Annotated in this window: 18 protein-coding genes; 16 read left to right on the top strand and 2 right to left on the bottom strand. The window is 42.5% G+C overall.

The window, feature by feature from the left end; genetic code table 11:
* Position 1: 1 nt before the first annotated feature.
* From M2273_RS14335 to M2273_RS14305, 7 genes are all read left to right on the top strand, one after another.
* A complete protein-coding gene (locus M2273_RS14335) occupies positions 2–2,386 on the top strand; it encodes a phosphoketolase family protein (RefSeq protein WP_429397939.1) in 2,385 nt (794 codons plus the stop codon).
* On the top strand, positions 2,374–2,793 hold the full coding sequence (locus tag M2273_RS14330; protein ID WP_429397937.1) for a hypothetical protein: 420 nt from the start codon (positions 2,374–2,376) through the stop codon (positions 2,791–2,793). The genes M2273_RS14335 and M2273_RS14330 overlap by 13 nt, the downstream gene beginning before the upstream one ends.
* A gap of 2 nt (positions 2,794–2,795) precedes the next feature.
* Positions 2,796–4,460: an alpha-glucan family phosphorylase gene (gene glgP, locus M2273_RS14325; protein ID WP_429397935.1), complete on the top strand. Its 1,665-nt coding sequence runs from the start codon at positions 2,796–2,798 to the stop codon at positions 4,458–4,460.
* A gap of 113 nt (positions 4,461–4,573) precedes the next feature.
* The gene (locus tag M2273_RS14320; protein ID WP_429397933.1) at positions 4,574–5,401 is read left to right on the top strand and encodes a hypothetical protein; all 828 of its coding nucleotides are present in this window, start codon (positions 4,574–4,576) and stop codon (positions 5,399–5,401) included.
* 46 nt (positions 5,402–5,447) lie between these two features.
* The gene (locus tag M2273_RS14315) at positions 5,448–5,855 is read left to right on the top strand and encodes a hypothetical protein (RefSeq protein ID WP_429397931.1); all 408 of its coding nucleotides are present in this window, start codon (positions 5,448–5,450) and stop codon (positions 5,853–5,855) included.
* A 356-nt stretch (positions 5,856–6,211) separates the two neighbouring features.
* A complete protein-coding gene (locus M2273_RS14310; RefSeq protein ID WP_429397929.1) occupies positions 6,212–9,970 on the top strand; it encodes an ice-binding family protein in 3,759 nt (1,252 codons plus the stop codon).
* A 48-nt stretch (positions 9,971–10,018) separates the two neighbouring features.
* Positions 10,019–10,285, top strand: a complete 267-nt coding sequence (locus M2273_RS14305; protein WP_429397927.1) for a hypothetical protein — start codon at positions 10,019–10,021, stop codon at positions 10,283–10,285.
* 231 nt (positions 10,286–10,516) lie between these two features.
* On the opposite strand, the gene M2273_RS14300 is transcribed toward M2273_RS14305, so the two are convergent.
* Positions 10,517–10,786, bottom strand: a complete 270-nt coding sequence (locus M2273_RS14300; RefSeq protein ID WP_429397925.1) for a hypothetical protein — start codon at positions 10,784–10,786, stop codon at positions 10,517–10,519.
* A gap of 877 nt (positions 10,787–11,663) precedes the next feature.
* On the opposite strand from M2273_RS14300, the gene M2273_RS14295 reads away from it, so the two are divergent.
* Positions 11,664–14,870 (top strand): chemotaxis protein CheB, encoded by a 3,207-nt coding sequence (locus M2273_RS14295; RefSeq protein WP_429397924.1) that lies wholly within the window; start codon positions 11,664–11,666, stop codon positions 14,868–14,870.
* A gap of 118 nt (positions 14,871–14,988) precedes the next feature.
* On the opposite strand, the gene M2273_RS14290 is transcribed toward M2273_RS14295, so the two are convergent.
* Positions 14,989–16,557, bottom strand: a complete 1,569-nt coding sequence (locus M2273_RS14290; RefSeq protein ID WP_429397922.1) for a PAS domain-containing protein — start codon at positions 16,555–16,557, stop codon at positions 14,989–14,991.
* A 1,135-nt stretch (positions 16,558–17,692) separates the two neighbouring features.
* On the opposite strand from M2273_RS14290, the gene M2273_RS14285 reads away from it, so the two are divergent.
* The 8 genes from M2273_RS14285 to M2273_RS14250 all read left to right on the top strand — a co-directional run bounded on the left by M2273_RS14285 (position 17,693) and on the right by M2273_RS14250 (position 26,884).
* Complete coding sequence (locus M2273_RS14285; protein WP_429397920.1) at positions 17,693–18,262, top strand: helix-turn-helix domain-containing protein; 570 nt, start codon at positions 17,693–17,695, stop codon at positions 18,260–18,262.
* 212 nt (positions 18,263–18,474) lie between these two features.
* Positions 18,475–19,083, top strand: coding sequence for a TetR/AcrR family transcriptional regulator (locus M2273_RS14280; protein ID WP_429397918.1), 609 nt, complete (start codon positions 18,475–18,477; stop codon positions 19,081–19,083).
* Between the two features lie 53 nt (positions 19,084–19,136).
* A complete protein-coding gene (locus tag M2273_RS14275) occupies positions 19,137–20,498 on the top strand; it encodes a TolC family protein (RefSeq protein ID WP_429397916.1) in 1,362 nt (453 codons plus the stop codon).
* 9 nt (positions 20,499–20,507) lie between these two features.
* Positions 20,508–21,560 carry an efflux RND transporter periplasmic adaptor subunit gene (locus M2273_RS14270; RefSeq protein WP_429397914.1) on the top strand — a complete coding sequence of 351 codons (1,053 nt, stop codon included), beginning with the start codon at positions 20,508–20,510 and terminating at the stop codon, positions 21,558–21,560.
* A gap of 4 nt (positions 21,561–21,564) precedes the next feature.
* Positions 21,565–24,618, top strand: coding sequence for an efflux RND transporter permease subunit (locus M2273_RS14265; RefSeq protein ID WP_429397912.1), 3,054 nt, complete (start codon positions 21,565–21,567; stop codon positions 24,616–24,618).
* A 102-nt stretch (positions 24,619–24,720) separates the two neighbouring features.
* On the top strand, positions 24,721–25,617 hold the full coding sequence (locus tag M2273_RS14260; RefSeq protein ID WP_429397910.1) for a 3-hydroxyacyl-CoA dehydrogenase: 897 nt from the start codon (positions 24,721–24,723) through the stop codon (positions 25,615–25,617).
* Positions 25,618–25,678: 61 nt separating this feature from the next.
* On the top strand, positions 25,679–26,455 hold the full coding sequence (locus M2273_RS14255; protein ID WP_429397908.1) for an SDR family NAD(P)-dependent oxidoreductase: 777 nt from the start codon (positions 25,679–25,681) through the stop codon (positions 26,453–26,455).
* 27 nt (positions 26,456–26,482) lie between these two features.
* A complete protein-coding gene (locus M2273_RS14250) occupies positions 26,483–26,884 on the top strand; it encodes an SRPBCC family protein (protein WP_429397906.1) in 402 nt (133 codons plus the stop codon).
* The last annotated feature ends 55 nt before the right edge of the window (positions 26,885–26,939 follow it).

The raw sequence follows: 26,939 nt of genomic DNA, 5'->3' as shown, positions 1-26,939 counted from the left end.
TATGGAAACCGAATTATCAAATATAGAAGTGGAGGAATTATCCCCTAAATTACTGCAAAAGATGCACGCATACTGGCGCGCGGCCAATTACCTCTCAGTAGGGCAATTATATCTACGGCATAACCCGTTGCTTAAAGAGCCTCTGAAGCTGGAACATGTCAAAAACATGTTGCTGGGGCATTGGGGCACTACTCCCGGGCAAAATTTTATTTATACGCATCTTAATCGGATCATTAACAAATACGATTTGAATATGATCTATGTTTCCGGTCCCGGCCATGGTGGCCCTGCTGTAGTGGCCGGCACTTACCTGGAAGGTACATACACCGAAGTTTATCCCAATATTACCCAGGATGAGGATGGACTTAAAAAACTGTTCACCCAGTTTTCTTATCCCGGAGGAATTCCCAGTCACGCCTCACCGCAAACACCGGGTTCAATTCATGAAGGTGGGGAATTGGGTTATTCGCTGAGCCATGCTTTTGGCGCAGTGCTGGATAACCCGGATCTGGTGGTGGCCTGTGTAGTTGGTGATGGCGAAGCTGAAACCGGGCCTTTAGCTACGGCCTGGCATTCCAATAAGTTCCTGAATCCGCGTACAGACGGAACGGTATTACCCATCTTACACCTGAATGGCTATAAGATTTCGAATCCCACCGTTCTGGCCCGCATTACCGAAGAAGAACTGGAACAGTTGTTTTGTGGTTATGGCTGGAACCCCATCTTTGTGGAAGGTGACGAACCGGAGAAGATGCACCGGGACATGGCAGCCGCTTTGGATTATGCGGTTGGCCGGATCAAACAAATAAAATATGACTCGGAACATCCAAACGGTGACCGCCCACGCTGGCCGATGATTGTACTGCGGTCGCCCAAAGGTTGGACAGGGCCAAAGGAAGTGGACGGTTATAAAATTGAAGGCAATTTCCGGGCGCATCAGATCCCGCTGGCTGTCTCGGCATCCGCCCCACCTGAGCATTTGCAAATGCTGGAAGAATGGATGAAAAGCTATCACCCCGAAGAATTATTTGACGAACAAGGCAAACTGATCCCTGAACTGGCCGAACTGGCACCGAAAGGCGACCGGCGGATGGGGGCCAACCCGCATACCAACGGAGGTAACTTATTGCGTGATCTGCGCCTGCCCAATTTCAGGGACTATGCCACCGTTGTGGAAAATCCCGGTGCCGATGGTGAAGGGGATACTCATGTAAGTGGTCGTTTCCTGCGGGATGTGATCAAAGAGAACCAGGAGAGGCGCAATTTCAGGATCTTCGGTCCGGATGAAACGATATCTAACCGGCTGGATGTGGTATTTGAAGCAACCAACCGCCAATGGGATGCGCCCATAACCGAGCATGATGAGTTCCTGGCAGCTGATGGCAGCGTAATGGAGATGCTAAGTGAACATCAGTGCGAAGGCTGGCTGGAAGGTTACCTGCTTACCGGCAGGCACGGTTTGTTTAATTGTTATGAAGCTTTTATACATATCGTAGATTCTATGTTTAATCAGCATGCCAAATGGCTGAAAGCAAGTCTGGAACTACCCTGGCGCAAGCGGATCGCTTCTCTTAACATATTACTGACATCTACCGTATGGCGTCAGGACCATAATGGCTTTACCCACCAGGATCCCGGCTTCCTGGATCATGTGGTGAACAAAAAAGCTACCATTGTTAGGGTTTATTTACCGCCCGATGCCAATTGCTTGCTGTCGGTGATGGATCATTGCCTGCGCAGCTATCATTACGTGAACGTGATCGTGGCGGGCAAACACCCTGCACCGCAATGGCTCAACATGGAGCAGGCGGTAGAACATTGTACCCGCGGTATTGGCATCTGGGATTTTGCAAGTAACGACCAGGAGGCAGAGCCGGATGTAATCATGGCCTGCAGCGGTGATGTACCTACTTTAGAAACACTGGCTGCGGTATCTATTCTACGGGAACATCTACCCGAGTTAAAGATCAGGGTAGTTAACGTGGTAGATCTTTTTAAGCTGCAGAAAAGTACGGAACATACGCATGGCCTTACAGATAAGGATTATGACGCTTTATTTACTACCAATAAGCCGGTCGTATTCGCTTTTCACGGTTACCCATGGCTGGTACACCGTCTTACCTATAACCGGGCAAACAATGTGAATATGCATGTACGCGGCTATAAAGAGGAGGGAACCATCACCACGTCTTTTGATATGACGGTGCTGAACGAGATGGACAGGTTTCACCTGGTCATCGACGTGCTCGACCGCTTGCCACAAACCGGCAGCAAAGGGGTTTACCTGAAGCAGTTATTGATGGATAAATTGATTGAACACAAACATTATATCAATGCCAATGGCAAGGATATGCCCGAAATACTTAATTGGAAATGGAAACAATAGATATGGATATGCCTGTGAGACTGGAAAGACACAATTATGACTGCTATTATCGTGTTGACAGGAACGATACAACCGTGACCAGGGTTTCTACTAATGACTTTAAGCCGGGAAGACACTTGTTAACTGGTTACGGAGATATTGTTTATACCTTACGACTGGAGTATGAACTATGTTATCAATGTGTCAGCCTGGTCGGTGCTATGGAAAAGGCCAAAGCATGGGCGCTGGTACATATAGAAAAATTAATTAAGAAAGGAGAAACAGGCCTTCCTGAATTATTGCAATACCGGAAAGATCATTATGAGGACCTGCACATTAATTTGGTAGATGCCAATATTCAACTGGTAGAACAGGAAATAGAGGCCGATAAGTATTTTAAATGGGTACCTTACCGGATAAATAATTAGATATGCTTACACAAAAAGAGATTTTTGGCTATGCGCCGAATGCGAAATATAAAACTTCAGTCGCTTATTTTTCTATGGAGTTCGCGATTGACCAGGCGCTTAAGATCTATAGTGGTGGGCTGGGGTTTTTATCGGGTTCGCATTTAAGGAGCGCTTATGAATTAAAGCAAAACCTGATAGGTATAGGTATGCTGTGGAAATACGGTTATTATGACCAGGGGAGAGATGGGAACGGGTTTATGAAGCCGGAGTTCATTGAAAAACAGTACTCCTTTTTAACCGATATCGGGATAACCTTTACAGTGCCGGTACACGATGCACCGGTACATGTTAAAGCCTGGTTACTAAAACCTGAAACATTTGGTTCAGCACCTTTATTCTTACTAAGTACAGATCTTCCGGAAAACGATGAGGTCTCCAGGTCAATCACACACAGTTTGTACGATTCCAACGAGGCAACCCGTATAGCCCAAACAATTGTGTTAGGTATTGGTGGCGCTATGCTGCTCGATAGCTTAGGTATCGAACCGGATGTTTATCATATGAACGAAGGGCATTCCGTTTCGCTTAATTTTTACCTGTATGCCAAATATAAGAGTTTGGATGAGGTGCGGAAAAGGGTAGTTTTTACTACCCATACGCCGGAATTAGCCGGTAATGAAGCACATGGTTATGGCTTGCTGAAAGAGATGTCGCTTTTTTACCACATGCAGGAGCATGAAGTAAAATCATTGTTGGGAATGGAAGGAGATTACTTCAATTATACGCTGGCAGCACTCAAATTTTCACGCAAAGCAAATGGTGTCTCGAAACTTCATGGCGAAGTGGCCCGGCAAATGTGGGGCAGTAACCCGGGTGTGTGCGATATCATTTCTATCACTAATGCCCAGAACAAAACCTACTGGCAGGACACATTGCTGGCGCAGGCGATTAGCACCAAAGATAACGACGCCATCACCGTCAGGAAAAAAGTGATGAAACGAGCATTGTTTAAGGTAGTTGCCGATCAATGCGGGAAATTGTTTGACGAAAATGTGCTGACCATTGTATGGGCCAGGCGCTTTGCGGGATACAAGCGGGCCGACCTAATGATGCAGGACTGGGATAAGTTTATGAGTCTTGTAAATAACAAGAAATATCCGGTTCAGATCATCTGGGCGGGTAAACCCTATCCGGAAGACACAGGTGCTATCAGCTTGTTTAACCAGATCATAGCCCGTGCTAAACCCTTAGCCAATTGTGCCGTGCTTACCGGATATGAACTGGGTTTATCGGCTCTACTGAAAAAAGGATCAGATGTGTGGCTTAATACGCCAAGGATGTACCGGGAGGCCTCGGGCACCAGCGGGATGGCCGCTGCCATGAATGGGAGTATTAATCTGTCGTTGCCCGACGGCTGGGTGCCGGAGTTTGCCAGGGATAAAGAAAACTGTTTTTTGATTGAACCTGCATCAAGCGAGCTTTCTGTAGAAGAAAAGGATGGCCTGGAAAACAAAAGCCTGATGGCTACTTTGGAAAATACCATACTCCCAATGTATTATGGTAACCAAAAGCAATGGTTAAAGATTATGAAAAACGCGGCCGCTGATGTGTTGCCAAAGTTTGAATCAGCCCGGCTTGCTGATGAGTATTACACGCAAGTTTATCATGCTCCTATAGTTGTTTAGCGATGGATATGTGAGAAACTGATGTACGTCATATTTCATACTGATACCAGTCATTTTTAATGAAGTGCTAATGTGATAAGTTTACTAAGTATTCAACTTATATACAAATACTTATGAAAACTATCCTTGTTATTAATGATTTTTTCTCAGCCTCTCATCCGGCAGCTTTGCTGGCATTTTCCATAGCTCAGCAAACAGGCGCTCATTTGCTGCTGGCAAATATAAAGCCGGTTAGTGAAAAGCTTCCTGTTAACACCTATGCCCATGTGCCCATGAATGTCCCCGGTGTACTTGTAACGGAACCAGTAGACAGCTTGTTGGAGGAATTGAATAGGATAAATTATCCTGATCAACCTTTTAAACCGAATATTCGGGTATTGCCTGAGGCAACATACACGGAGGCAGATATCACGGCGTCGATCAATACACGCGGTGTATGGATGGTGGTTAGCGACATTCAAGGCTATGGCGCTTTTGGTAAATTGAACCTTCAGGCTATTCTAAACAATATCCAATGCCCTTTAATGCTGATTCCCGAAAACTTCGACCAGAAAAGCTTCGACCACATTGTTTATACTGCCGACCTCCGTTATTGCAGGATAGAGATACTCCGTTATTTGATAGCGTTGGCCAAACCATATCAGGCGTCGCTTCTGATAGCACATTTGTCTGCCAGTGGCTTGCCGCATCTGGATGATAATTATGCTGAAATGATTTTTAAAGAAAGTATTTATCCCTTGCTTGGGTATCCGCAACTTAATTATCAAAATATCAGGGAAAGAGATATGAATAAAGCGGTCGATGTTTTAGTTAACGGAATGGATACCGATCTGTTGGTGTTAGAAAACCACCGGTTTCATTTTGAAGAAATCTTCGGCACGTCTATTCCTGATCGCTTGCCATCACACCTTATGCTTCCGATATTGATTTTTCCTTATTAAGAAGATATATTTCACGGGTTAATACATAAATTATAAAAAATCAAATATGGAAACTATAGATCAAGATATAGATGCGGTTATGCAGGATTACACCATCGTGAACCAATGGGCCGCTGATAATACATTTTTTCGAATCGAAACCGTTTTTCTGCATCACCTGCTGAATGATCTCATTGCCCGATGCCCCGAAATAGACCAAATTAAAAAAATTAGACAGATTAAGATAGACCTGTATCAGCTGGAAGCACACGAGCAGCATATAGATGGAATCCTGAAACAGCAAATGAAAAACCTTGCCGAAAAGGCTAAAGGTACCTATACTTTGATTGATATAGATATTGTTGCTAAACACAAACAGTTAGAGAAATTAATGGCAGGTCTTACCCTGGAATATCGTGCCTTTAAGCAAATATTATTCGCGCTTTCAAAAGAAGAAATGAAAAAGAGGGTTTAATTAAGTTTACTGATATCATCAGCAACTGCCAGATTAAAAGCTATGCAGGAAATAGCTAATATATACCATTTCAATAAAGGCTGCACAAGCCTCTGTAAATTACATGCCTTACCCATCATCGCTCTTAGATACAGCCAATATCGACGCATAGATTTAAATAATAATTAAAATATTTTATTTATTTTTAAATAAATAAACTTTTAGGTTTTTATTCCGTAATAGTGTATCTAATCTAATTAAGATAACAATGCTATTTAAACTATAAAAGGATAGCCTTAAATAGTTTAAAACCTATCCTTTGATCTAAAATCTGTAATAACCTTAAATACAGAAATAGATATTCTGCCATTTCAATTATGAAAAAGATATTTATCTCTGTTCTCTTCGTTTTTATTGTTTTCCGACTGAGCGCATATACAGGAGATAATCACAAATTTTCAACTTCAAAAAGCCCCATTACTTCTTCTAAAAATATTGGTATAAAAGGTAACAGGCTAATCGCAACTACGGTTGTGCCCGACCTTGGTTCAGCAGCAGGTTTTGCTCTATTTACCGTTGCCGGCGCGGTAGGTAATACAGGAATTTCAAATATCACTGGTAATATAGGTGCAAATGTTGGCGCCATAACCGGGTTTGGAACCTCCATTGTCACGGGTGCTATCTATAACGCTAATAGCGTAACGGCACAATGTGCTGCAGATTTAATATCAGCATATAACCAATTAAGCGCTATTACTTCAACGGCTGCACATGCTGCCGTTTTTGGAAATGGCGAAACACTTTATACAGGAGTTTATACCGTTGGCGCCGCCGGATCGGCGGCGGGGGTATTAACATTGGATGCCCAGGGAGACGCGAATGCAGTGTTTATTTTTAAGATAGGTGGCGCGTTTACTACGGGTGCCAGTACAACCGTTATACTAACCAATGGAGCTTCGGCAAAAAATGTGTTTTGGGTTGCTGAGGGTGCTATAGCTATGGCCGCATCCACTACTATGAAAGGAACATTAATTGCAAATAACGATGCAATTTCCATGGGTGCCGGTGGATCCCTCGAAGGAAGAATGTTTTCGACAACGGGGGCTGTATCCGTTTATGGGAATAATATATACATACCGGGCAGTAGTGGTATTGGATGGATAGGTTTCTTTAGCAATAACTGGAATACTGCAGCAAACTGGGCTGGCAATGTAGTGCCAACCAGCTCAGATCAAGCCTTTATTGGTGTAAATCAAGCTTTTTTTAATTTCCCAAATATCCCGGCATCCTCCGGTACGGTTAATGTTGGTTCTATAAAATTTGGTACCCTGGGACTTAAGGCGGCCGGAGTGGTTGTAAATGCCGGCAGTACTTTAAATGTATTGGGAGCAATCACCTACCAAAGCGATGCAGGTTCTGCTTTGAATTATACCTGTACACTTTCGGGCGTGGGCACTGTTAAAGCAAACAGCATAGCTATTATTGCTAACACTCCCATACCTTTAAGCCCTTATACACAAATATTCGCTTCATCGGTCACCAATTTAAATGTTGATGACAATATTACGCTTACTTCAACAGTGACAGGCGGATATGTTCTTAACTCAACCTTTAACGTTACCGGAGGCACAACATTAGTTAACGGTATCATATTAACCAGCAATGCTGCCGGCAATACTTCAACTTTTACAGTAACACCTACAACAATAGCCACCTTACAAATAGCAAACAATGCAGCATTATCAGGCTTGTCGGCATTGGGTACCAATGTTATAACCTTTAAAAATCCAGGGGCAACTGTCGAATATTCGGGAGCGGCCCAAATTGTTTATAATGATGCGGCTATTACCGGTTTAAGTACGGGTGTAAATTATCAAAATATAAAATTTTCTGGTACAGGTTTAAAAACTTTATCAGTCGGAAATCTAAATGTTGCCGGCAATTTTACCAATGCACTAACCAATGATGTCAGTAATAATTTAAACCTGCTTAACAATACCGTAAAATTTAATGGTACAACCCAAAGCCTGGCAGGGGGTACAGGCCTGGGCACAATATTTAATAATGTAGCATTTAGCGGTGCCGGCACTAAAAACATGGTAAGCGGTAATTTTTATGTGGGTAGTTCGGGCGTTTTAACCATGAGTGGGAATAGCCCCAGCACCATTTTAAATGCTGGTGGGTTTCTAACTTTAAATTCAGATGCTTTGGGTTCTGCATCAATTGCTCGTATTCTAACCGGTCCGGGTATAACTGGTAATGTAAATGTTCAGCGATACTTTAAAGCACAGGCCAGTGGTGCCACCGCCGATAATACACGCAATTACAGGTTACTTTCCTCGCCTGTAAATAGTGGATCGGGAGCTTATTCGCTAAGCTATCTTAATGCCAACTCCGGAAATTTAACGGGCATATTTGTATCAGGACCAACCGGGCCAGCTGGTGGTTTTACGGTTACCAATGCCACTCCCACCATTTACCTTCACAATGAAAGTTTAACCACAAGCACATCTTCATTTAGTGGTGGAAATTTCAAGGGTCTCACCAATATTTCAGGGAACACATTAACTTATTATAATAGCAGCGGCACAGCTACTGCCAATACTACTTTGCCTGTAGGTAATGGTTTTTTACTTTATTACGTTGGTAATAACATTAATAATGTTACATCGGCAACCGCCCTCAACAAGCAATATAGGTTCGGCGGCTCTTACATAGCGCCTGATGCTGCGACTTCAACAGCAACCGGAGTGCTTAATCAAGGGGCAATAGCTGTAAAATTATGGTGGAATGGCGGTACTGTTTTAAGTGATGCCAAAACCGGGTATAACCTTATTGGTAATCCTTATGCATCAACTATTGACTGGGACCAGTATTCGGCAGGTACCAATACTGCCGGAATTTACGCTCCCTTAGTATCGCCAACAATGTATGTGTTCAATTATTCCAACAAAAACTATGGCAGTTACTTGGCAGGCACACCAGGTGGAACCGGTACCAATAACGCCAGCAGATACATAGCCAGCTCACAGGGTTTTTTTATCATGGCCAGCGTATCAAGCGGCGCTTCGCTCACCTTTAATGAAACGGCTAAAACGGTTGTTCAACCCACTAATTCATTGCTCTTGTTTAAGAGCCTGGCTACTCCAATAGCACTTAACCAGCTAATGAGGATTAAATTATCTAAAGATGCCGTCAATACAGATGATATCATGATACTTTTTGAGCCTGACTCTAAAAATGAATACGAACCATACCATGATGCGGATAGGTTAAGTGGAATAGGTAATGTTACCACATTGGCAAGCTATGGTTATGATAGCGAGGTTTTACTTGCCATAAACCGCATGCGCAGTATTGATACAGTTACAAGGGTAAAACTTTACGTGAACATTAGTAAATCCGTGGGTGTGGATACTTTATCAGCATCCGGATTAAGCTCCCTTGATCCTCGTTTTGATATATATCTTATCGATCATTATAAAAAGGACTCATTAATGATCAGCCGGTATCCTCAATACCTGTTTAATATAACCGATGCTGATCCATCAAGCTTTGGAGCCAATCGCTTTGAAATAGTTTTTCACAAAAAGAGCAGTCTTAATTATAAGCTGTTAGGCTTCACGGCCTCACCTGTTGCAAAAGGGGTTCTGTTAACCTGGAGAACCCAGAATGAGAATAATTTAACTGGATTTAGTATTGAACGCAAGGATGGTTCAACGCGATTTGTAGCGTTAAACCAGATGCAAAGTAACGGCAGCGGCATCTATACATATATTGACAGCGCCCCGCTAACCGGTGTTAGTTATTACCGGTTAAAGCAAAATGATGCATTTGATGTGGTATCCTACAGCAAAATAATAGCCGTAAATAAAATCAACATCAGTTCTGAAATTTTAACGCTATATCCTAATCCAGCTACATCCAAATTCACCATAATCATCCATTATGATATTCCCTCAAAAGCTATTATCAGGATTACCGATGCCGGGGGCAGAACTCAAATTAACCGGCAAACTGAAGGGGATAATATTCAACAGGTGGTGAATGATCTTATGCCTGGTGTTTACCTGGTGGAGGTTATAGATGCAGGAACTAAAAAGCTGATTGGAGCTAAAAAGCTTATAAAAAAGTAATTCATTACTAATCATATCCTTATTACTAACCTTAATCTAAATAATACTATGAACGTTCTCTCCAGAATTTTTGTCACCTTTTTTTGTGTTTGTAGTCCGTTATTACTGTTAGCTGATGATCCGGGTACACCCTGTGACGACAGCGACCCTTTAGATAATTCATGTCCCCTGGATAATTGGGTATTTATTCTTGCTTTTGTTGTAGTTGTTATAGTGGCTATTCATCTTTACAGGCAGGGTAACCAACTTAAAACGGCATCAGGCATTAAACCTGGCGGGATATATATTCCTGATACGGTTAAAATTTCAATATAAATCCGAAAGTTTATTTACTCATCCAACTATGCTATCCTTATAAATATTAAACAAAAATGAATAATTTCGGGTTCATCCGGTATGGTCAACAGACCTATCAGCGGGCTACCACAAGCGGTCGATCATATTCGACTGTGCTAAACGGCGCCTGTGCGTTGACCTGGGAAATCGTTAAGCAGCATTGCAGGGCTATAGATTGCTCCTGCCGGTGATGAGAAATTGAATTATATTTTATTTCTCCTTAAAATTGTATCGCATTAACTCAATCACTAAATCCTCAATAAATTTTATTTTATTAAGATCATAAATATTTTCCATTACAGGCTCTTCTACCCGCATTTCATTCAAAAGCTCAATCAAAGATTTTTCATAGGCAAAGAACGTTGAACTGGTGGTAAATATCAGAAAGAGGCTTTCATCACTTTGTTTTACCGCAGGATGGCTTACATTAAAAAAATCAAATCCACTCAGTAGCTTGAGATTTATTGGAACGGTGACCATATTAAGTATCGGCTAAAAAATAATAATGAACAGTTTTAGGACAATGTAAATACCATTCGGGTTAGATAGCAATGAAAAAAGAAAAATTGCTAAATATCCTCGTGTAGACTATATATATTATTAGAATAGGTATTATCACAAGTTAAATAATATTGACTATCAAGTGATTGTAAAAATAAATATTGATTAAATATTGGTTATTATCAATTGGAACGTTCGTTTGGTTATAATTGATGAATTATGAATCAAATAATTTTAATACTTAATATTAAAAACATATATCCATTCAGATAGTTATACCAGTGATAAATAAGGGGGCTTATTTGTCACTTAACAGCCTCGATTGCGATCGGGGACTGTTATTTTATTACAAGTTAGACCCATCACATTATGGTGATTATGTGAACCGCGGCTTATTGTATGTCTGGTTTTTTTATTGTACAACAATCGTAACCTGCATAGCGTATACAAAATTGTCGTAATTGTTATGGGTTGATGGAAACTGACGCTCCCGGTGAAATTCCGGAAGTTTCGGTTTTGATGACAGAACAAGGAAAAATATGCCGAAGCAAATTATAGCCGTGTTGACACCCCAAGTGCCCATTTTGTTTTTTATGTTATGTAAGAAATGACGATGCAGTGGGATTAAAGTACTACACACCTATACCCGTTTCAGTTTAAAACCTCGGTTATTTATCGGGGTTTTTTTATATATGTTTATTTTATGTGTAGCCCTGAAGGGCAAAAAATGACTTTGGAGTCATGGATATTGATAATAAGCTACTTATTATCAATAATTTAATTATTATATTTCCTTTCTTTTTACTTTCCTGCCAGGATCCGTGTTGGATGCTACAATGCCTTTAAAGCCGTTACTATGTTATTAACTGAGCCTCATCATATCATTGCCATTGGTGCCTCCGCAGGCGGGATGGAAGAAATTAATTCTTTTTTTGACCATACCCCTTTAGATGGGGTTTCCTATATTATTATACAGCATTTGTCTCCCGATTTTAAAAGCCGGATGGTAGAGCTACTGGCCAGGCATAGCAAACTGGTCGTTAAGGAAGCGGAAAATGCCACGGTTGTCAATTGTAATGAGGTGTATCTGATTCCTAATGATAAGTACATGACCATCCGTGACGGCAGCTTATATTTAACGGATAAGGAAAATATCAAGGGGCCTCATTTGACCATTAATACTTTTTTTAATTCGTTGGCGGCTGACCGCAGTAAAAAAGCAATCGGAGTTATTCTTTCCGGCCAGGGTTCTGATGGGACCGAAGGCGTTAGGGCCATTAAGAAGGCCGGCGGTATGATCATCGCGCGTAATCCGGCTACCTCGGCGTTCGGTAGTATGCCAACGAGTGCTATTGCGACCGGCATGGTGGACTTTGTGCTGGAGCCGGAAGCGATGCCCGACGTGATTGAATACTATGTTGGAAACGCTGAAGAGTTATTAATAGGCGACCCGGATGATGAAAAAGAACTAAAAAATATCATTGATTTGGTCAGGGAAAACTCACCGCTTGATTTTTCAGATTATAAAAAAAACACGATCCTGAGAAGAACCAAAAGAAGGGTCTCCCATGGTAATTTTACAACACTAACCAGCTACCTGAATTTCCTCAGGACCAATCCCGTTGAAGTAGAAGCGCTGGCCAAAGAATTCCTGATCAGTGTAACTTCATTTTTCAGGGATGCGCCTGCCTTTGAATTGATTCAAACACAGGTGTTGCCCGATATTTTAAAAAATATTACACCCGGTGAAGAACTAAAAATGTGGGTTGCGGGTTGTGCTACCGGTGAGGAGGTGTATTCCCTGGCGATCTTGGTGGCCGAACAATTGACCGGCGATTTTGAGGATACTATCGTTAAACTATTTGCAACGGATATCGATAGCTCCGCTTTAATTTATGCTGGGAAGGGGATCTACCCAGCTTCTATTTCAAAGAATGTATCCGCTGAACGTTTGGAAAAATATTTCATTAGAGAAGGAGAACATTACCGGGTTAATCCGGCGATACGCAAGATGGTTATTTTTGCGCAGCACGACCTGGTGAAGAACCCGCCTTATTGTAACATGCAGCTGATCAGCTGCCGTAATCTGCTGATCTATATGACCCCGGTTTTGCAAAAGAAAATATTTGCTATGCTGCTGTTCGGCCTGAAGATGAATGGATATCTGTTTTTAGGTTCAAGTGAAAACCCGATGCCTATTTTGAAAAACCTGGAAGTGGTTCACAAAAAATGGAAGATCTATAAAAACCTGGAAGCAAAACGGGCCGTAAGCTTTGAAGCATTCTCCATGCCTGACCTGCCGGATATCAAACGTACACCATTCCGCTTGTCGCCGCATGATGAGGTTAAAAATACGAACCCCGCGATAACCGAAGCCATGAATCAAAGCCTGGCTGTTAACCTGGATTGCCTGAACATTTGCATTAATGAAAATAACCAGGTCATTAAATCCTACGGGGATGCCAGTAAGTTTTTACTTCAAAAGTATTTCACCGCTGACCTGACCGAGTTATTACCCAAACCACTGGCTGTGGTTTTTAATACCCTGAGCAAGCGCGCTATCAAAACAAATCAGAAAGTGCATGTCAGCGGTATCACTATCAAGCAGGGCAGCTCTGTTTTTAAAGTTAATCTGTCCGTCAGTCCGTTGGAGGTCAGGGGTGAACAAAAACTGTTCATGGTCACTTTTAGGGAAAATGAAAGCGCTGCGCCCGCTGCTGACCATATCGTGTTCGACGAAAAAATATACATTGATCAATATATCAGGAACCTGGAAGAGGAATTAAAGGAATCAAAGGAGAAGCTGCATTCTTCTTACGAAAGGCTCGATGCTTCCAACGAAAATATGCAATCATTTAACGAGGAGCTGATCTCTGCCAACGAAGAGATGCAGAGTACGAACGAAGAAATGCAGTCAGTGAATGAAGAACTGCATACTATTAATGCGGACTACCAGTTAAAAAACAAGGAGCTGTTAGAGATCAATGACGACCTGAATAATTATTTCCGAAGCAATATTAATGGGCAGCTGTTTATTAACAATGAACTGGAGCTGATGAAGTTTTCACTTGGAGCCGTTAAGCAGATTAACCTGCTGGAAACAGATATTGGCCGTCCCCTCAGCAATATCTCTACCAATATCAAGCTGGAAACCATCATCCAGGATATTAAACGGGTGCTAACCGAAGGCGTTATCATTACCAAGGAAGTTGAAACGGACAACGGCCTTTGGTACCAGATTATGACTATGCCCTATGTACAACAGACGGATAACAGGAACAACGGGGCTATTATTACCTTCAACGAGATTACCGTCCTTAAAAAGGCCCAACAGGAATTGGCCCAGAAAAACAAAAGCCTGTTGCGGATCAATGCGGACCTGGATCATTTTATTCATGCGGCCTCACATGATCTCTTAGGACCGCTGGGCAATATTGAATCAAGCATTGGCTTCATGAATAAAATAGCCTTAAGTGATGCCAAACTGCATGATTTTTTACACATGATCGATGTCTCCGTTAAAAAGTTCCGCGAACTGATCACCGAGCTGGCCACGATCGCCAAGGTAGAGGGTGATATGATTACCCTGGAAAAGGTTGATCTGGATGAAACTATAGATAATATAGAGTGGAGTTTAGAAAATATCATTCAGGCATCCGGGGCGGTTATTATCAGGAACCTGGAAGTTAAACAGGTCCTTTTTTCAAAAAAGAACCTGCGGAGCATTGTTTATAACCTGATCTCGAACGCTGTCAAATTTAAACGGGAAGAAAGCCTGGTTATTCATATTTCCACCCAAACGGATAATGATCATATTGTCTTATCCGTAAGGGACAATGGTAGGGGCATCCGTAAAGGCGGGATTGACAAAATATTTGAGATGTATGGCCGGCTAAATCATGAGGTGGACGGGCAAGGTATCGGTTTGTACCTGGCTAAAAAAATAGTAAACGCAACGGGTGGCAACATCGTTGTGGAGAGTGAGCCGGGTATTGGCACTACTTTCAGTATCTATTTAAGGCTCGAAGCCGAGAACTCAGCGGTCACACCCATTTTAAATTAAAGCGCGGTTTTCAACTGGGCCAGCGAAGCAGCGGGTGCCAGGGCGAGCATAGGGGCGGCAAAGAACATAACAAGAACAAGGATTAAAAGGATTTTTTAAATAAAGTAAACTGATAAGTTCAGGACTCAGGAACCGATCCGGTGGCATCGGTGATCTGCTGGATCACGTTGTTCATCTCGTTAGTGGATAAGACCAGGTATTCCCCGATGTCCTGCTTTTCCTTAATGGTGGTCTTTGGATCAATAAACATCGGTATCAGCCCCATGATCCTGGCCAGTGGTGCACGGATAACGTGCGACTGCATCCAGGAAATGGCCAGCAGCTTTTCATTCTGTTGCTCGATGGCTTTAGTATAGCGTAGCCGCTCGGTCATATCAGTGGCAATCACGATGCTGGTCTTGACGCCTTTGAACCGGAAAGGCGCGAGCTGGATTTCCATGTTCATCAGCTCACCGTTCTTTTTCCGGTGGACCATTTGCCGGTGTGCGATAGCATCTGGCTCGCTGTCACCTTGGTCCAGCGCGCGCTGCATACTCGCAATTCCGCTCTCCGGACGGATATCCCTTAGGTTCATGGTTAAAAACTCTTCTCGCGTGTAGCCATAATGTTCGATCGTGGCCTCGTTCACATCCATGAATGCCAGGGATTCTAAGTTCACCACCCACATAGGCAGCGGGCTGAAATGGAATACATCGCTGTAGCGTTGCTCGGATTCCTTCAGATCGCTGATGCTTTGTTTTCGCTCCGAAATATCTTTAAAATAAACCGATAGTCCGGCCGGCGACGGAAAGGCGCTGACCTCGTACCAGCAATCCAGCAGGGCAAAATAGTCTTCAAAATGAACCGCCAGGCCGGTGTTCGTTGCCTGGTGGTATTGGCGGTAAGATACCGAGTTCACTGCAGTCGGGAACGCGTCCCATAAATTCCGGCCCAGCATTTCCTGTTTCGTTTTTTGCAGTATCTTTTCTGCCGTCCTGTTCCAATAAGATACCGCCCAGTCCTTGTCCAGGGCAAAGAAGGCATCGCCGATACTTTCCAGGATCATGTTTCGTTCTTCGAGCGCTTCGGCATTCTTTTCGCGGACGATGGTCAGTCGGGCAGCATCTTGGAGCAGGGTCATTTGCTCGGTTTGAATGAGCTGGATCTGGTGATATTTATTTAGCTGGAAGGCACATAAACCACAGATGAAACAGATCACACCGGTCAGCAGGATGTGTGCAGTAAATGTCTGCAAGTGAAGATTACTCGGCTGGCTGAGCATGTCCATATCCTGCAGGTAGTTGAACAGCGTGTAATGCAGTAAAACAAACAGCAGTAAAGGAAGTTGTAGCTTCCAGTTTTGATAAGTGATCAGCAGGGCGCTGCCGATAAAGGCAAAGAAGTGCATTTCAAACATCCCATGCATCTGGTAGATGAACTGCGCCATAAAAATACCCAGTACCACACTCAGTACATATTGATACCAACAGGAGTCGGGCAAAGCGACCTTGACCAAATAATAAGCGATAAGCGAAAGTCCACCGACACCAACAGCGATCAGCCAGGTGCCATAGAAGGGGGCCAGGAAAAGCCCAAGCAAAAAATAACCGCCGAGGAAATAATTGATCAGCCTGTTAGAACGCTCAGTCACGCCAAAATGGAGGTCTTGGGCCAGTGGCACAGTTAAAGTTGGCGGACGATTCTTCATAACGCTTTTGCTTTGAGTGGGCTTTGCAGAAAAAGCTACAGGCATCAGTCCATGGGAAAGTGGACGAACGGAGGTAGAATCCGAAATTAAACATTAATAATGGCCTTACCGTATTTATCAGCACTTATTTGCTCTGCTAAACGGCATAACTGCTGAATCTTTTTTCAGGTTATAAAGGAAGCCGAAACCTACGTATATCGCTATAATAACTGTTAAAACTACCAGTTGCTTTATCATTCAATACGCTTTTGAGGATGCGCTAAAGAATTCGGACCGCGTTTTAATTACAAATAGAATGTCAGCGAATGCCTCTAACCATACCGCTCTTGAAAGTGAGATGATAATTATTTGAACTCCAATTATGAAAAGAGTAAGTGCCAATCTCTTGACGGTTTGCAGGGGGATCGAACCCCTATTAAGATACTTTTGGTTTGGTTAAAGTTTTAGGTTGCTCCTTTAAGTAAGTGATTCGAATTCTGCTAGTCTTTGGGGAATTGCAGTTGACAACCTCTGAGAACAGATTCCCAATATACATATCACGAATTTGGGAATCTTAAAAAATTGACGATAAGAGAGAGATTAACACCAAGCCCATTTATTTTCTTTTACTTTGGAATTTGTTTAAAGTTTTCTTACTTAGCGTTAAGTTATCCACATTAATCCCGTTAAAAAATGGGGCAAAAAACACTCAAATTTCTTGTAACTGATTTGTAACTCAAAACTTATAACTTACTGATAGTCATAGTTTAAGTACTTTCTGTATCGGGCAAGTAGTCGATATAACTTATTGATAATAAATTAGTTGTGAATTAAAAACAGAAAGTAAAAATCATCATTTTATTTTCATAAATATCATGATATCAGGTATTTATAAATAAAACCAATCGGTATATTTATACTTTTTGTTACTATTAGAAAGTAATTTCGTTGCTTTTTCGGTTCCCAAATTATCTTTTGTTCCTCGTTTTTAGGTTACTTATAAATCGTTGTGACTATCGGTAACTAAATAGCACTAAACGATACTAAATGCCACAAAACACTACAATTTAGGGAGAAACAACAACTGATATCGTTGCGATGATTTTCTTGGAGTGAGTGTTAATGTGGACAATTAGATTGTGGAAATTTAAAATACATGAGTTCAAATTTCACGATCCAAAGAAAATGTGTGCACTGTAAACAAACATTCAATGCCAAAACCACTGTCACTCGATTTTGTGGCAAGCTGTGTAATAAACGGGTTAACGCTGTAAAACAGAGAAATGAAAAGATTGAAGCGGAAAATCTACAGCCCGTTATTTTGTCCGCTCAAGCAATGCAACCCCTTAAAAATGTAGAGTTTTTAGATACTCAAAAAGCTGCGCTTTTGCTTGGGGTGTCACGCAATTTTATTTATCATTTAATAAACACCCGTAAACTCGTCGCCTATAATCTTTCTGTTCGCCGAACGATCATTCTAAAAAGGGACATCGAGCAGTTATTTCAATCGAGGACACTTATGGCACCTCTTCCCAAAAAGCAGGTATCCAAAATGCCCGCAATGGACGACTGTTACAATATGAGCGAATTACACGAGAAGTTTAAAATCTCAGACGCAGCGATATATAATTTAATCAAAAGAAATAGCACAGATAAGTTTCAGGTAGGCCGATTCACTTATGTTGCCAAGAAAAATATTGATTCAATTTTACTTAATCAAATCTGATGGCAAACGTAACTATAAGCACCTTAAAATGACGTGTTTTTAAGGTACAAGTAGACTTGTGTAAACCGGTCCAGTTTCTGTTTTTAATGTCAGATTTCAAAAAAGGTGGTTGAATTATTTTGGTTTATTAAACACTGTTCAATAAATTTGTACCGGTTTTAAATTAAATCAAGTCATTAGCGATCTTATATTCGTATCATATCATAATCTAAATGGGCATAGCAGAACGAAAACTGGAAGAGAAGCAGGAAATGCACAAACGCATCCTTAATGGTGCACGAAAGATATTTTTAGAAAAGGGTTATGAACAGGCCAGTATGCGCAGTATTGCTCAGGAGATCCGTTATAGTCCGGGCTCGCTATATTTCTATTTTAAGGATAAAAGCGAAATTTTCCACGAATTGCATAAAGAAGGTTTCCGCCTGCTGCTGAACCAGTTAAAAGTACTAGACAAGGTAGCTGATCCATTTGAGCGTTTAAAGGCTTCCGGGCGCGTTTTTATTCAATTCGCCCACGAGAACAAGGACTACTATAACCTGATGTTTATTGTTGACGAACCGGTTAAAGACTCTTTGTCCGAGGGATTTCAGATCGCAGAAGAAGCGATCAGTTATATGCAGGAAATGGTAAAGGAATGCCAGCAAAAAGGGAAGTTCAAGGATATGGACACGGAATACTTTACTTTCCTGATCATCTCGGTGGTTCATGGCATCTGCGCGCTTTTTTGCAAACACCGCAATTCAAGCTTTGTCGGCAAGACGAATGAAGAGCTGATGCAAAACGGATATGAGTCTTTTGTGGCGCTGCTCGAAAAAAGCTAGGCTTTTTTTTCTAACTATATTGAACACTGTTTAAAATTATAACAATGATTAAAATGAAATTTAAAAATCAAACATTCTATCAACTTTTGCTTTTATCATCGGCCTTACTGGCTGCACCCTTTGCAAAAGCTCAGGGCAGGTTGGATGAGTATATCCAGCAAGGCCTTGCCTCTAATGAAAGTATAAAGCAACAAAACTTTGTACTCGAAAAAAACATCTACGCGCTGAAGGAAGCTAAGAGCATGTTTTTGCCCGAGGTTACCTTTTCCACCACCTACACGAAAGCTGACGGCGGGCGTACGATAGATTTCCCGACCGGCGATCTGTTTAACGGAGTTTACGCCACACTAAACCGGTTGACTAACAGCAATGCCTTTCCGCAGTTGCAAAACCAAAAGATCCTGCTCAACCCGGACAATTTCTACGATGCTAAATTCCGCACGACACTTCCCATCCTGAATGCAGAACTGATCTATAACAAGCGGATCAAAAAGCAGCAGGTAGACCTGCAAAAGGCCGAGGTGTTGCTTTATAAGCGTGAACTGGTCAAAGAAATCAAAACGGCTTATTACAATTACCAGAAAGCCGTGTATGCGACCGGTATTTACGAATCTTCCCTTCGTTTGGTTGATGAAGGGCAAAGGATCAATACGAAGTTGTATGAAAACAGCAAAGTAAACCGGACAGTGGTGCTCCGAAGCCAAAACGAAGTGTCGCGGATCAACGCCTCGCTCATCAGTGCCAAAAAAACAGCCGAATCAGCACGTTACTATTTTAACTTCCTGCTTAACCGCCCGCTTACAGACAGTATTGGTTCAGATAATATTACGGCGCTCCCTGCCCGGGAACAATTACTGGGAAACAGCGTTAGCGGAAGGGAAGAATTGTCCAAGCTAAGAATAGCAAAAGATATTAACGGCAATCTGACCGGGCTGGCCAGATCCTATATCGTCCCCAAGTTAGGAACCTTTATCGATCTGGGTTCGCAGGCTTTTGACTGGAAGTTCAACAATAACAGCCGTTACTACCTGTTTGGGGTCTCTCTCCAATGGAACCTCTTTTCTTCCGGCAAAAACAATTACCGGGTGAAGCAGGCGATCGCCGACCAGAATGCCCTGGCATCACAGACCGATTACGTACAGCAGCAATTGCTTACCGAACTTAAAGTTCGCCAGGCCAGTATGCAAAGCGCCATTGCGCAATACGAGGCCGCACAATCCCAATTAAAAACCAGTCAAACCTATTACGGTGATATGCTGAAGTTATACAAACAGGGAATGGCCATTTACATAGAACTGCTGGATGCCCAGAACCAATGGATCGATGCCCAGCTTCACGCCAATATTGCCCTTTACGACACCTGGATTGCAGATGCCGCGATCGAACGTGCCAATGCCAGTTTCACCATTCAATAAAAAACCATCATGAAAAAAATAAAATTACTCAGCTTTGTTGCAGCCACTTTAATCGTTGTTGCGTCCTGCAAAGAAAAATCCAAAGAAAAAAATCCAATAGGAGAACCGGATATTATTTCCGTTAAGGTTTCCAAGGTCTCTGTTTTAGGCGTGCCCGATCAGATCACCGCCACAGGCCTGGTCAGTACAGAGGATGAAGCCAAATATGCCTTTAAGATAGGCGGTGTGATCAGCCGTATCCTGGTACAGGAAGGCCAGTTCTTTAAACAGGGCCAATTGCTGGCCACACTCAATTCTACTGAGATTTCAGCAGGCCTGGCGCAATCCACTTTGGGTGTAGAAAAGGCACAGCGTGACTACAGCCGCGCAGTAAACCTTTACAAAGACAGTGTTTACACTTTAGAGCAACTGCAGAATACCAAAACAGCTTTGGATGTTGCAAAAAAAGCCCGTGAAGCAACGGCCTTTAACGAGCGCTACTCTAAAATATATGCCGCATCTGACGGTTTTGTAAGCAAGAAAATAGCAAACGAAGGCGAGGTTATTGCCGGAGGGATGCCAGTGCTGCTGACCAATTCTACCGAACAGCGAAACAGTTATTCACTTAAAGTCGGTGTGACCGACCGCGAATGGGCCATTATCAAGCCTGGGCAAACCGCCAAAGTAACGCTCGACAGTTATGCCGGTCAAGCCTTTGATGCCACTGTGTTCCGCAAATCGCAGGCGGCTGACCGTGAACTTGGCTCGTTCCAGATAGAACTGAAACTGCAATTAAACGGCGTAAAACCCGCGGTTGGCATGTTTGGGAAAGCGGAGATAGCCACTCATCAGGATAAAAGCGCGATGATCATCCCATACGCCTCTCTCGTGGAAGCTGACGGCAATAAAGGTTTCGTGTTTACTACTATCGGCACAACCAGGGTAAAAAGAGTACCGGTGACCATCTTGAAGTTTGATAACGAAAACGTGTACCTCAAGGATAAACTGGAAGGTATAGACCAGATCGTGATCTCCAACAGCGCCTACCTCAACGAACAATCTTTCATTAAAATTATCAAGTAAGGCCATGAAGATCACAAATTTTGCCGTTAAGAACTATCAGTTCACGCTGATCATATTCCTTTTGGTAGCAGTTGTCGGCGTGCTTACGCTGTTTACCATGCCCCGTTCGGAAGACCCGACCACACATGCACCGCAATATATCATTACGGTTATTTACCCGGGTACCAGTCCCAAGGATATGGAAGAACAGGTAGTAAAACCCATCGAAAATAAAATCTATGGACTGGAAAACATTGAAAAGATCCTGACAACCGTAGAGGACGGTGTGGCGGTTATCCAGCCAAAATTTAAATATGGTGTTGACGTGGACAATAAATATCAGGAAATATCCACGGAGATCAATGCGCTAAAAAACAGTGAACTTCCTAAAGATATCTACCTGATCAAAACAGAAAAGGTATCCTCATCAGACGTAAAAGTTTTACAGGTTGCTCTCGTGTCAGATAACGCTTCCGGTAAGTTGCTGCGGGATAAAGCAGACATCCTTAAAACGCAATTAGAAAAGATCACCAATCTGAAAGAGGTGAAATACTTCGGTATGCCCGAGCAGGAGATCCGCATCGATATGCAACTGGATAAGCTGGCTCAATTGAAAATACCGCTTAATTTGGTCATCGGCAGTTTGCAAAGCGAAGCCGCGGATATTCCCGGAGGGAGTATTAATCTGGACAGCAAGGTGTTTAACGTAAAAACCAGCGGCAAATTTAAAAACGTTGAAGATGTGGCCAATACGGTGATCTACAATGCCAATGGCAAGATCATCTATCTCAAAGATGTGGCAGACGTGAGCTACAAGGATGGGATCGTCGACCATATTACCCGGGTGAACGGGCACCGTTGTATCCTGGTTACGGCAGCTATGAAAGATAAGGTGAATATAACCAGCGTTCAGAAAGAATACTTACCTGTATTGGAGGAATTTGGCAAAACTCTGCCGGAGAACATCCACATGGTCAAAAACTTCGACCAGGCCAATATGGTATCCGAACGTTTAGGCCATCTTGGCTTTGACTTTGGGCTGGCTATTGTGCTGGTGGTAGTAACTCTTCTTCCTTTAGGCTTCAGGGCATCGCTGATCGTGATGATCTCCATTCCGCTTTCCTTAGCCCTGGGACTCATTGCCTTAAACATGTTAGGCTATTCTTTAAACCAGTTGAGTATTGTTGGCCTGGTGGTGGCGTTAGGATTACTGGTGGACGACAGTATCGTCGTCGTCGAAAATATTGAACGCTGGCTCAGGGAAGGGCATTCCCGTACGGATGCCATTTTTAAGGGAACGAAACAGATCGGTGCCGCTGTTGTTGGTTGTACCGCAACGCTGGTTATCGCGTTTTTGCCGCTGGCATTCTTACCCGATATAGCCGGTGAATTTATCCGTAGCCTGCCAATGGCCGTCATGACCAGCGTACTGGCATCCATGATCGTAGCTTTGACGCTTGTTCCTTTCCTGGGCAGCAGGATGTTAAAAACCCATACACATGGCGAGGGTAACTTCTTTTTAAAGCACCTGCAAAGATTCCTGACCAGATCTTACAGCCGCGTTATGCCGCTTGCCTTAAAATGGCCTAAAGCCACCATCGGGATATCATTAGCCTTAAGCGGGCTTGCTTTTTTCCTGTTTACGTTAACCGGATTTAAGCTTTTCCCCACCTCTGAAAAACCGATGTTCCTGATCAATATCAAAATGCCCTTACAGGCGGATATACCGGAAAGTGACCGGGCGACTAAACTTGTAGAGGGAGAATTGAAAAAACATAAAGAGATTGTTTTTTATACATCGAATGTGGGTAAAGGTAACCCCCAGATTTATTACAACGTGCACCAGCAGGATGTAAAGCCCGACTTTGCCCAGGTATTCGTTCAATTGGGCGAAGAGGCAAGTCCCGGTGAAAAAACGGAACTGATCAAACGACTGCGAAAGAAGTTCAGCGACTTCCCTTATGCCAAGATCGAAATCAAAGATTTTGAACAGGGAACACCTATAGAAGCGAATATTGTAGTCAGAGTATTTGGTGAGAACCAGGATACCTTACGGTCCCTTTCATTTAAAGTGGAAGAGATCCTGAGGAAACATCCGGGCACTTTCTTCGTCAACAACGAACTCAACACCTATAAATCGGATGTTAAAATAAAGATCGATAAAGAAAAGGCCCGTACTTTGGGTGTCCTGACCAGTGATGTGGACAAAGTGGTCCGCCTGGCAGTCGCCGGGTTAACCGTAGGGGATTATATTGATGACCGGGGCGATTCACGCAACGTAGTGATCACCATGCCCAGGGACAAGTTTTCCAATTTAAATGCGCTAAAAAAACTTTATGTCAATAATGTACAGGGCACCCCGGTGCTGGTAGACCAGATCGCTACGATCTCCTTTGAAACCTCGCCTACGGCGATCAACCATTTTAATAAATCACGCTTCGCCAAGGTTACGTCGCTTACGAAAGAGCATGTACTGGCCAATGACATTTTGAAAGACGTTGTTCCGCAATTGAATAAATTAAAGATGCCGCAGGGCTATTATTACAAGCTTTCCGGCGAGGCCGAGTCAGAAGGTGATACACTGGGCGGCAACTTCCTTTCCGTAATTATATTGAGCACCTTTCTTTTTATCGGGGTCCTGCTGCTGCAGTTTAAGACCTTTAAAGGGATCATTATTGTATTGTCGATCATTCCTTTAGGTATCCTTGGCGGGGTGGTATTACTACTGATGACAGGCAACCCGATGTCACTTGTCTCTATTATCGGATTCATCGGCTTATCAGGTATACAGGTTAAAAATTCGCTGTTGCTGGTAGATTTTACTAACCAATTACGGCTCGAAGGCCATAGTATTGATGAGGCCATCAACATGGCAGGCGAAACCCGCTTTCTGCCGGTAGTGCTTACATCTATAACAGCCATCTGCGGTTTGCTTCCCATTGCGCTTAACCCCAACCCGCTTATCGCGCCTTTAGCCATTGTATTGATCGGCGGACTGATCAGTTCTACTATCCTTTCGAGGATCGTAACGCCGGTAATGTATAAACTGATACCGCCGAGCCTCGAAAATGACTTGTAATAAATGAATTAGAGCTCATAAATGAAATTAACGCGCTGATTTTAAAACCCTTAAAATCACCCTTAAGAACCTGATTAAATAACACATTTTAAATATTTTATAATGAAAATTAAAAACGTTACCGTATTCGGGTCTGGTGTACTGGGTGCACAGATCGCTTTTCAAACTGCCTACCACGGTTATCGTGTTACCTTGTTCGATATCAAAGAAGAACTGCTGGAGCAGGCAAAATTGAAGTTCGAACAGTTCAAACAATATTATCAGCAGGATTTGAATGCCGCTCCCGCTGATCTGGATGCCGCTGTGACGAGGATCAGTTTCACAACAGATCTGGCCGGATCGGTTAAAGACGCCGATCTCACTATCGAAGCCATTCCAGAAAGTATTCAGATCAAGAAGGATTTTTATAAAAAGCTAAGCCCACTGGCTCCTGCAAAAACAATTTTTTGCACCAACTCATCTACGCTGTTGCCAAGCCAGTTCGCTGCTGAAACAGGCCGGCCGGAGCGATTTTTAGCACTACACTTTGCTAATTATTTATGGAAGAATAACGTGGCTGAAATTATGGGGCACGACGGCACAGATCATGAAATTTTTGATCAGGTAGTTCAATTTGCTAAAACGATCGGTATGCTAACCATACCAATCTACAAGGAACAGCCTGGTTATGTCATGAATTCGCTTTTAGTGCCCTGGTTAATTGCAGGCCTGGATCTATACCGAAATGGTGTTGCCGATGCAGCATCTATTGATAAGACCTGGATGAAAACCGTCGGGGCTGATTTGGGGCCTATGGCTATGGCAGATCTCGTAGGAATGACCACCGCTTATAATGTTACTAAGTCCTATGCAGAATTAACCGGCGAGGAGGTATGGGAAAAAAGACGAGATTTCCTGAAAGAGAACTTCATTGATAAAAACAAGCTCGGTATATCTACAGGGGAAGGTTTCTATACGTACCCAAACCCGGCATATCAAAATGCTGATTTCCTGAAATAGAGATAACCTTAAATGTACCATAAACAAAATTCAAAAATCACTAACATAAATTTTAATCCACATGAAAGAATACATATTGCTCACCGGCGCATCGTCCGGTATTGGCTATGAAATGGCCAATCAATTAGCTGCAAAAAAACTGAACCTGATATTGGTTGCCCGTACTGAAACCAAATTACAGCAAATGCAGGCGGAACTAACCAACAGGTATGGCATTCTGGTTCAATATTTCGTTGCTGATCTCTCTGACGTAAATGCTGCTAAAAACCTTTACAAAAAGGTGCAACAGGAAAATTTATTAGTAACCCACCTGGTCAATAATGCAGGTGTAGGTAACTATGGCAATTTTACTGAAACCTCATTGGAAGAAGAACTGGGCATGATTCAATTAAATATTTCCAGTTTGGTAGTACTTACCAAGCTCTTTGCAAAAGATATGGTCAGCCGCAAATCCGGTAGAATTATGAACATAGGATCATTGCTTTCATTTTTGCCATTTCCATATTTTGCTGTTTATTCTGCTACCAAAGCTTTTGTACTGGCATTTAGTGAAACGCTTGCTGCCGAATTAGACGGCACCGGTGTTATTGTTAATTCGCTTTACCCCGGCACGGTAGATACGGGTTTTACCACCGAGAAGATGCAATCTACAAATCTTCATAAAACCAAGCCAATGCATCCCAAAGAAGTGGCAGCGCAAGGTGTGAAACATCTTTTATCGGGAAAAGGGAAAAAAGTAGTTGGCTTTCAAAACTGGTTTAACTCCAAACTGTCAAGTTTTGTCCCTGATCCTATTATGATGAAGATCAAAAAGAATCTCGCAAGTGTTAAATCTTAATGAAGTAAAAATCAAATATCCGACACAATGAAAACAACAAAATTATTTATACTGGTTAGCTTAGCCAGTATATCATTGCTACTTTCTTCATGTTATTCACACAAAAAAGCAGTTCAGTCAAGTTTACTTTATTCCGATAAAATCAACTGGCCAGAAGGCTATAAACCATCTGAATCTGATTTTTTCATACACAACGCAATAGACATCAAAGCTTCACCCCAAGTGGTTTGGGATATTCTCATCCAGGCTGATAAATGGCCGGAATGGCACAAAAAAGCTGAAGGGATTGAGCTGCTAAATTCACCTAACGGGAAGCTTAATTCATCCAGTGTTTTTATTTGGCACCCGGCAGGTAAATTCACTTCAACTATAAAGGAATTCAATCCTCCTTATAACATAGCCTGGCGAGGCGAAACCTTCCGGAATTAAAATAAAGGTTTCTTTTTTGCAAACATTGTTTTGATTCTTGCAAAGGCTTGTTCAT

The organism is Mucilaginibacter lappiensis, assembly GCF_050433765.1.
In the GTDB taxonomy this organism is placed as follows: Bacteria; Bacteroidota; Bacteroidia; order Sphingobacteriales; family Sphingobacteriaceae; genus Mucilaginibacter; species Mucilaginibacter lappiensis_A.
The sequence above is the reverse complement of the archived record's forward strand: the minus strand, read 5'-3'. Positions and strand labels throughout refer to the sequence as shown.

Excerpts from the sequence above, each read along its gene's own strand:
- M2273_RS14335 (WP_429397939.1), top strand. The coding sequence starts at position 2 with ATGGAAACCGAATTATCAAATATAGAAGTGGAGGAATTATCCCCTAAA.
- M2273_RS14330 (WP_429397937.1), top strand. The coding sequence starts at position 2,374 with ATGGAAACAATAGATATGGATATGCCTGTGAGACTGGAAAGACACAAT.
- glgP (WP_429397935.1), top strand. The coding sequence starts at position 2,796 with ATGCTTACACAAAAAGAGATTTTTGGCTATGCGCCGAATGCGAAATAT.
- M2273_RS14320 (WP_429397933.1), top strand. The coding sequence starts at position 4,574 with ATGAAAACTATCCTTGTTATTAATGATTTTTTCTCAGCCTCTCATCCG.
- M2273_RS14315 (WP_429397931.1), top strand. The coding sequence starts at position 5,448 with ATGGAAACTATAGATCAAGATATAGATGCGGTTATGCAGGATTACACC.
- M2273_RS14310 (WP_429397929.1), top strand. The coding sequence starts at position 6,212 with ATGAAAAAGATATTTATCTCTGTTCTCTTCGTTTTTATTGTTTTCCGA.
- M2273_RS14305 (WP_429397927.1), top strand. The coding sequence starts at position 10,019 with ATGAACGTTCTCTCCAGAATTTTTGTCACCTTTTTTTGTGTTTGTAGT.
- M2273_RS14300 (WP_429397925.1), bottom strand. The coding sequence starts at position 10,786 with ATGGTCACCGTTCCAATAAATCTCAAGCTACTGAGTGGATTTGATTTT.
- M2273_RS14295 (WP_429397924.1), top strand. The coding sequence starts at position 11,664 with ATGTTATTAACTGAGCCTCATCATATCATTGCCATTGGTGCCTCCGCA.
- M2273_RS14290 (WP_429397922.1), bottom strand. The coding sequence starts at position 16,557 with ATGAAGAATCGTCCGCCAACTTTAACTGTGCCACTGGCCCAAGACCTC.
- M2273_RS14285 (WP_429397920.1), top strand. The coding sequence starts at position 17,693 with ATGAGTTCAAATTTCACGATCCAAAGAAAATGTGTGCACTGTAAACAA.
- M2273_RS14280 (WP_429397918.1), top strand. The coding sequence starts at position 18,475 with ATGGGCATAGCAGAACGAAAACTGGAAGAGAAGCAGGAAATGCACAAA.
- M2273_RS14275 (WP_429397916.1), top strand. The coding sequence starts at position 19,137 with ATGAAATTTAAAAATCAAACATTCTATCAACTTTTGCTTTTATCATCG.
- M2273_RS14270 (WP_429397914.1), top strand. The coding sequence starts at position 20,508 with ATGAAAAAAATAAAATTACTCAGCTTTGTTGCAGCCACTTTAATCGTT.
- M2273_RS14265 (WP_429397912.1), top strand. The coding sequence starts at position 21,565 with ATGAAGATCACAAATTTTGCCGTTAAGAACTATCAGTTCACGCTGATC.
- M2273_RS14260 (WP_429397910.1), top strand. The coding sequence starts at position 24,721 with ATGAAAATTAAAAACGTTACCGTATTCGGGTCTGGTGTACTGGGTGCA.
- M2273_RS14255 (WP_429397908.1), top strand. The coding sequence starts at position 25,679 with ATGAAAGAATACATATTGCTCACCGGCGCATCGTCCGGTATTGGCTAT.
- M2273_RS14250 (WP_429397906.1), top strand. The coding sequence starts at position 26,483 with ATGAAAACAACAAAATTATTTATACTGGTTAGCTTAGCCAGTATATCA.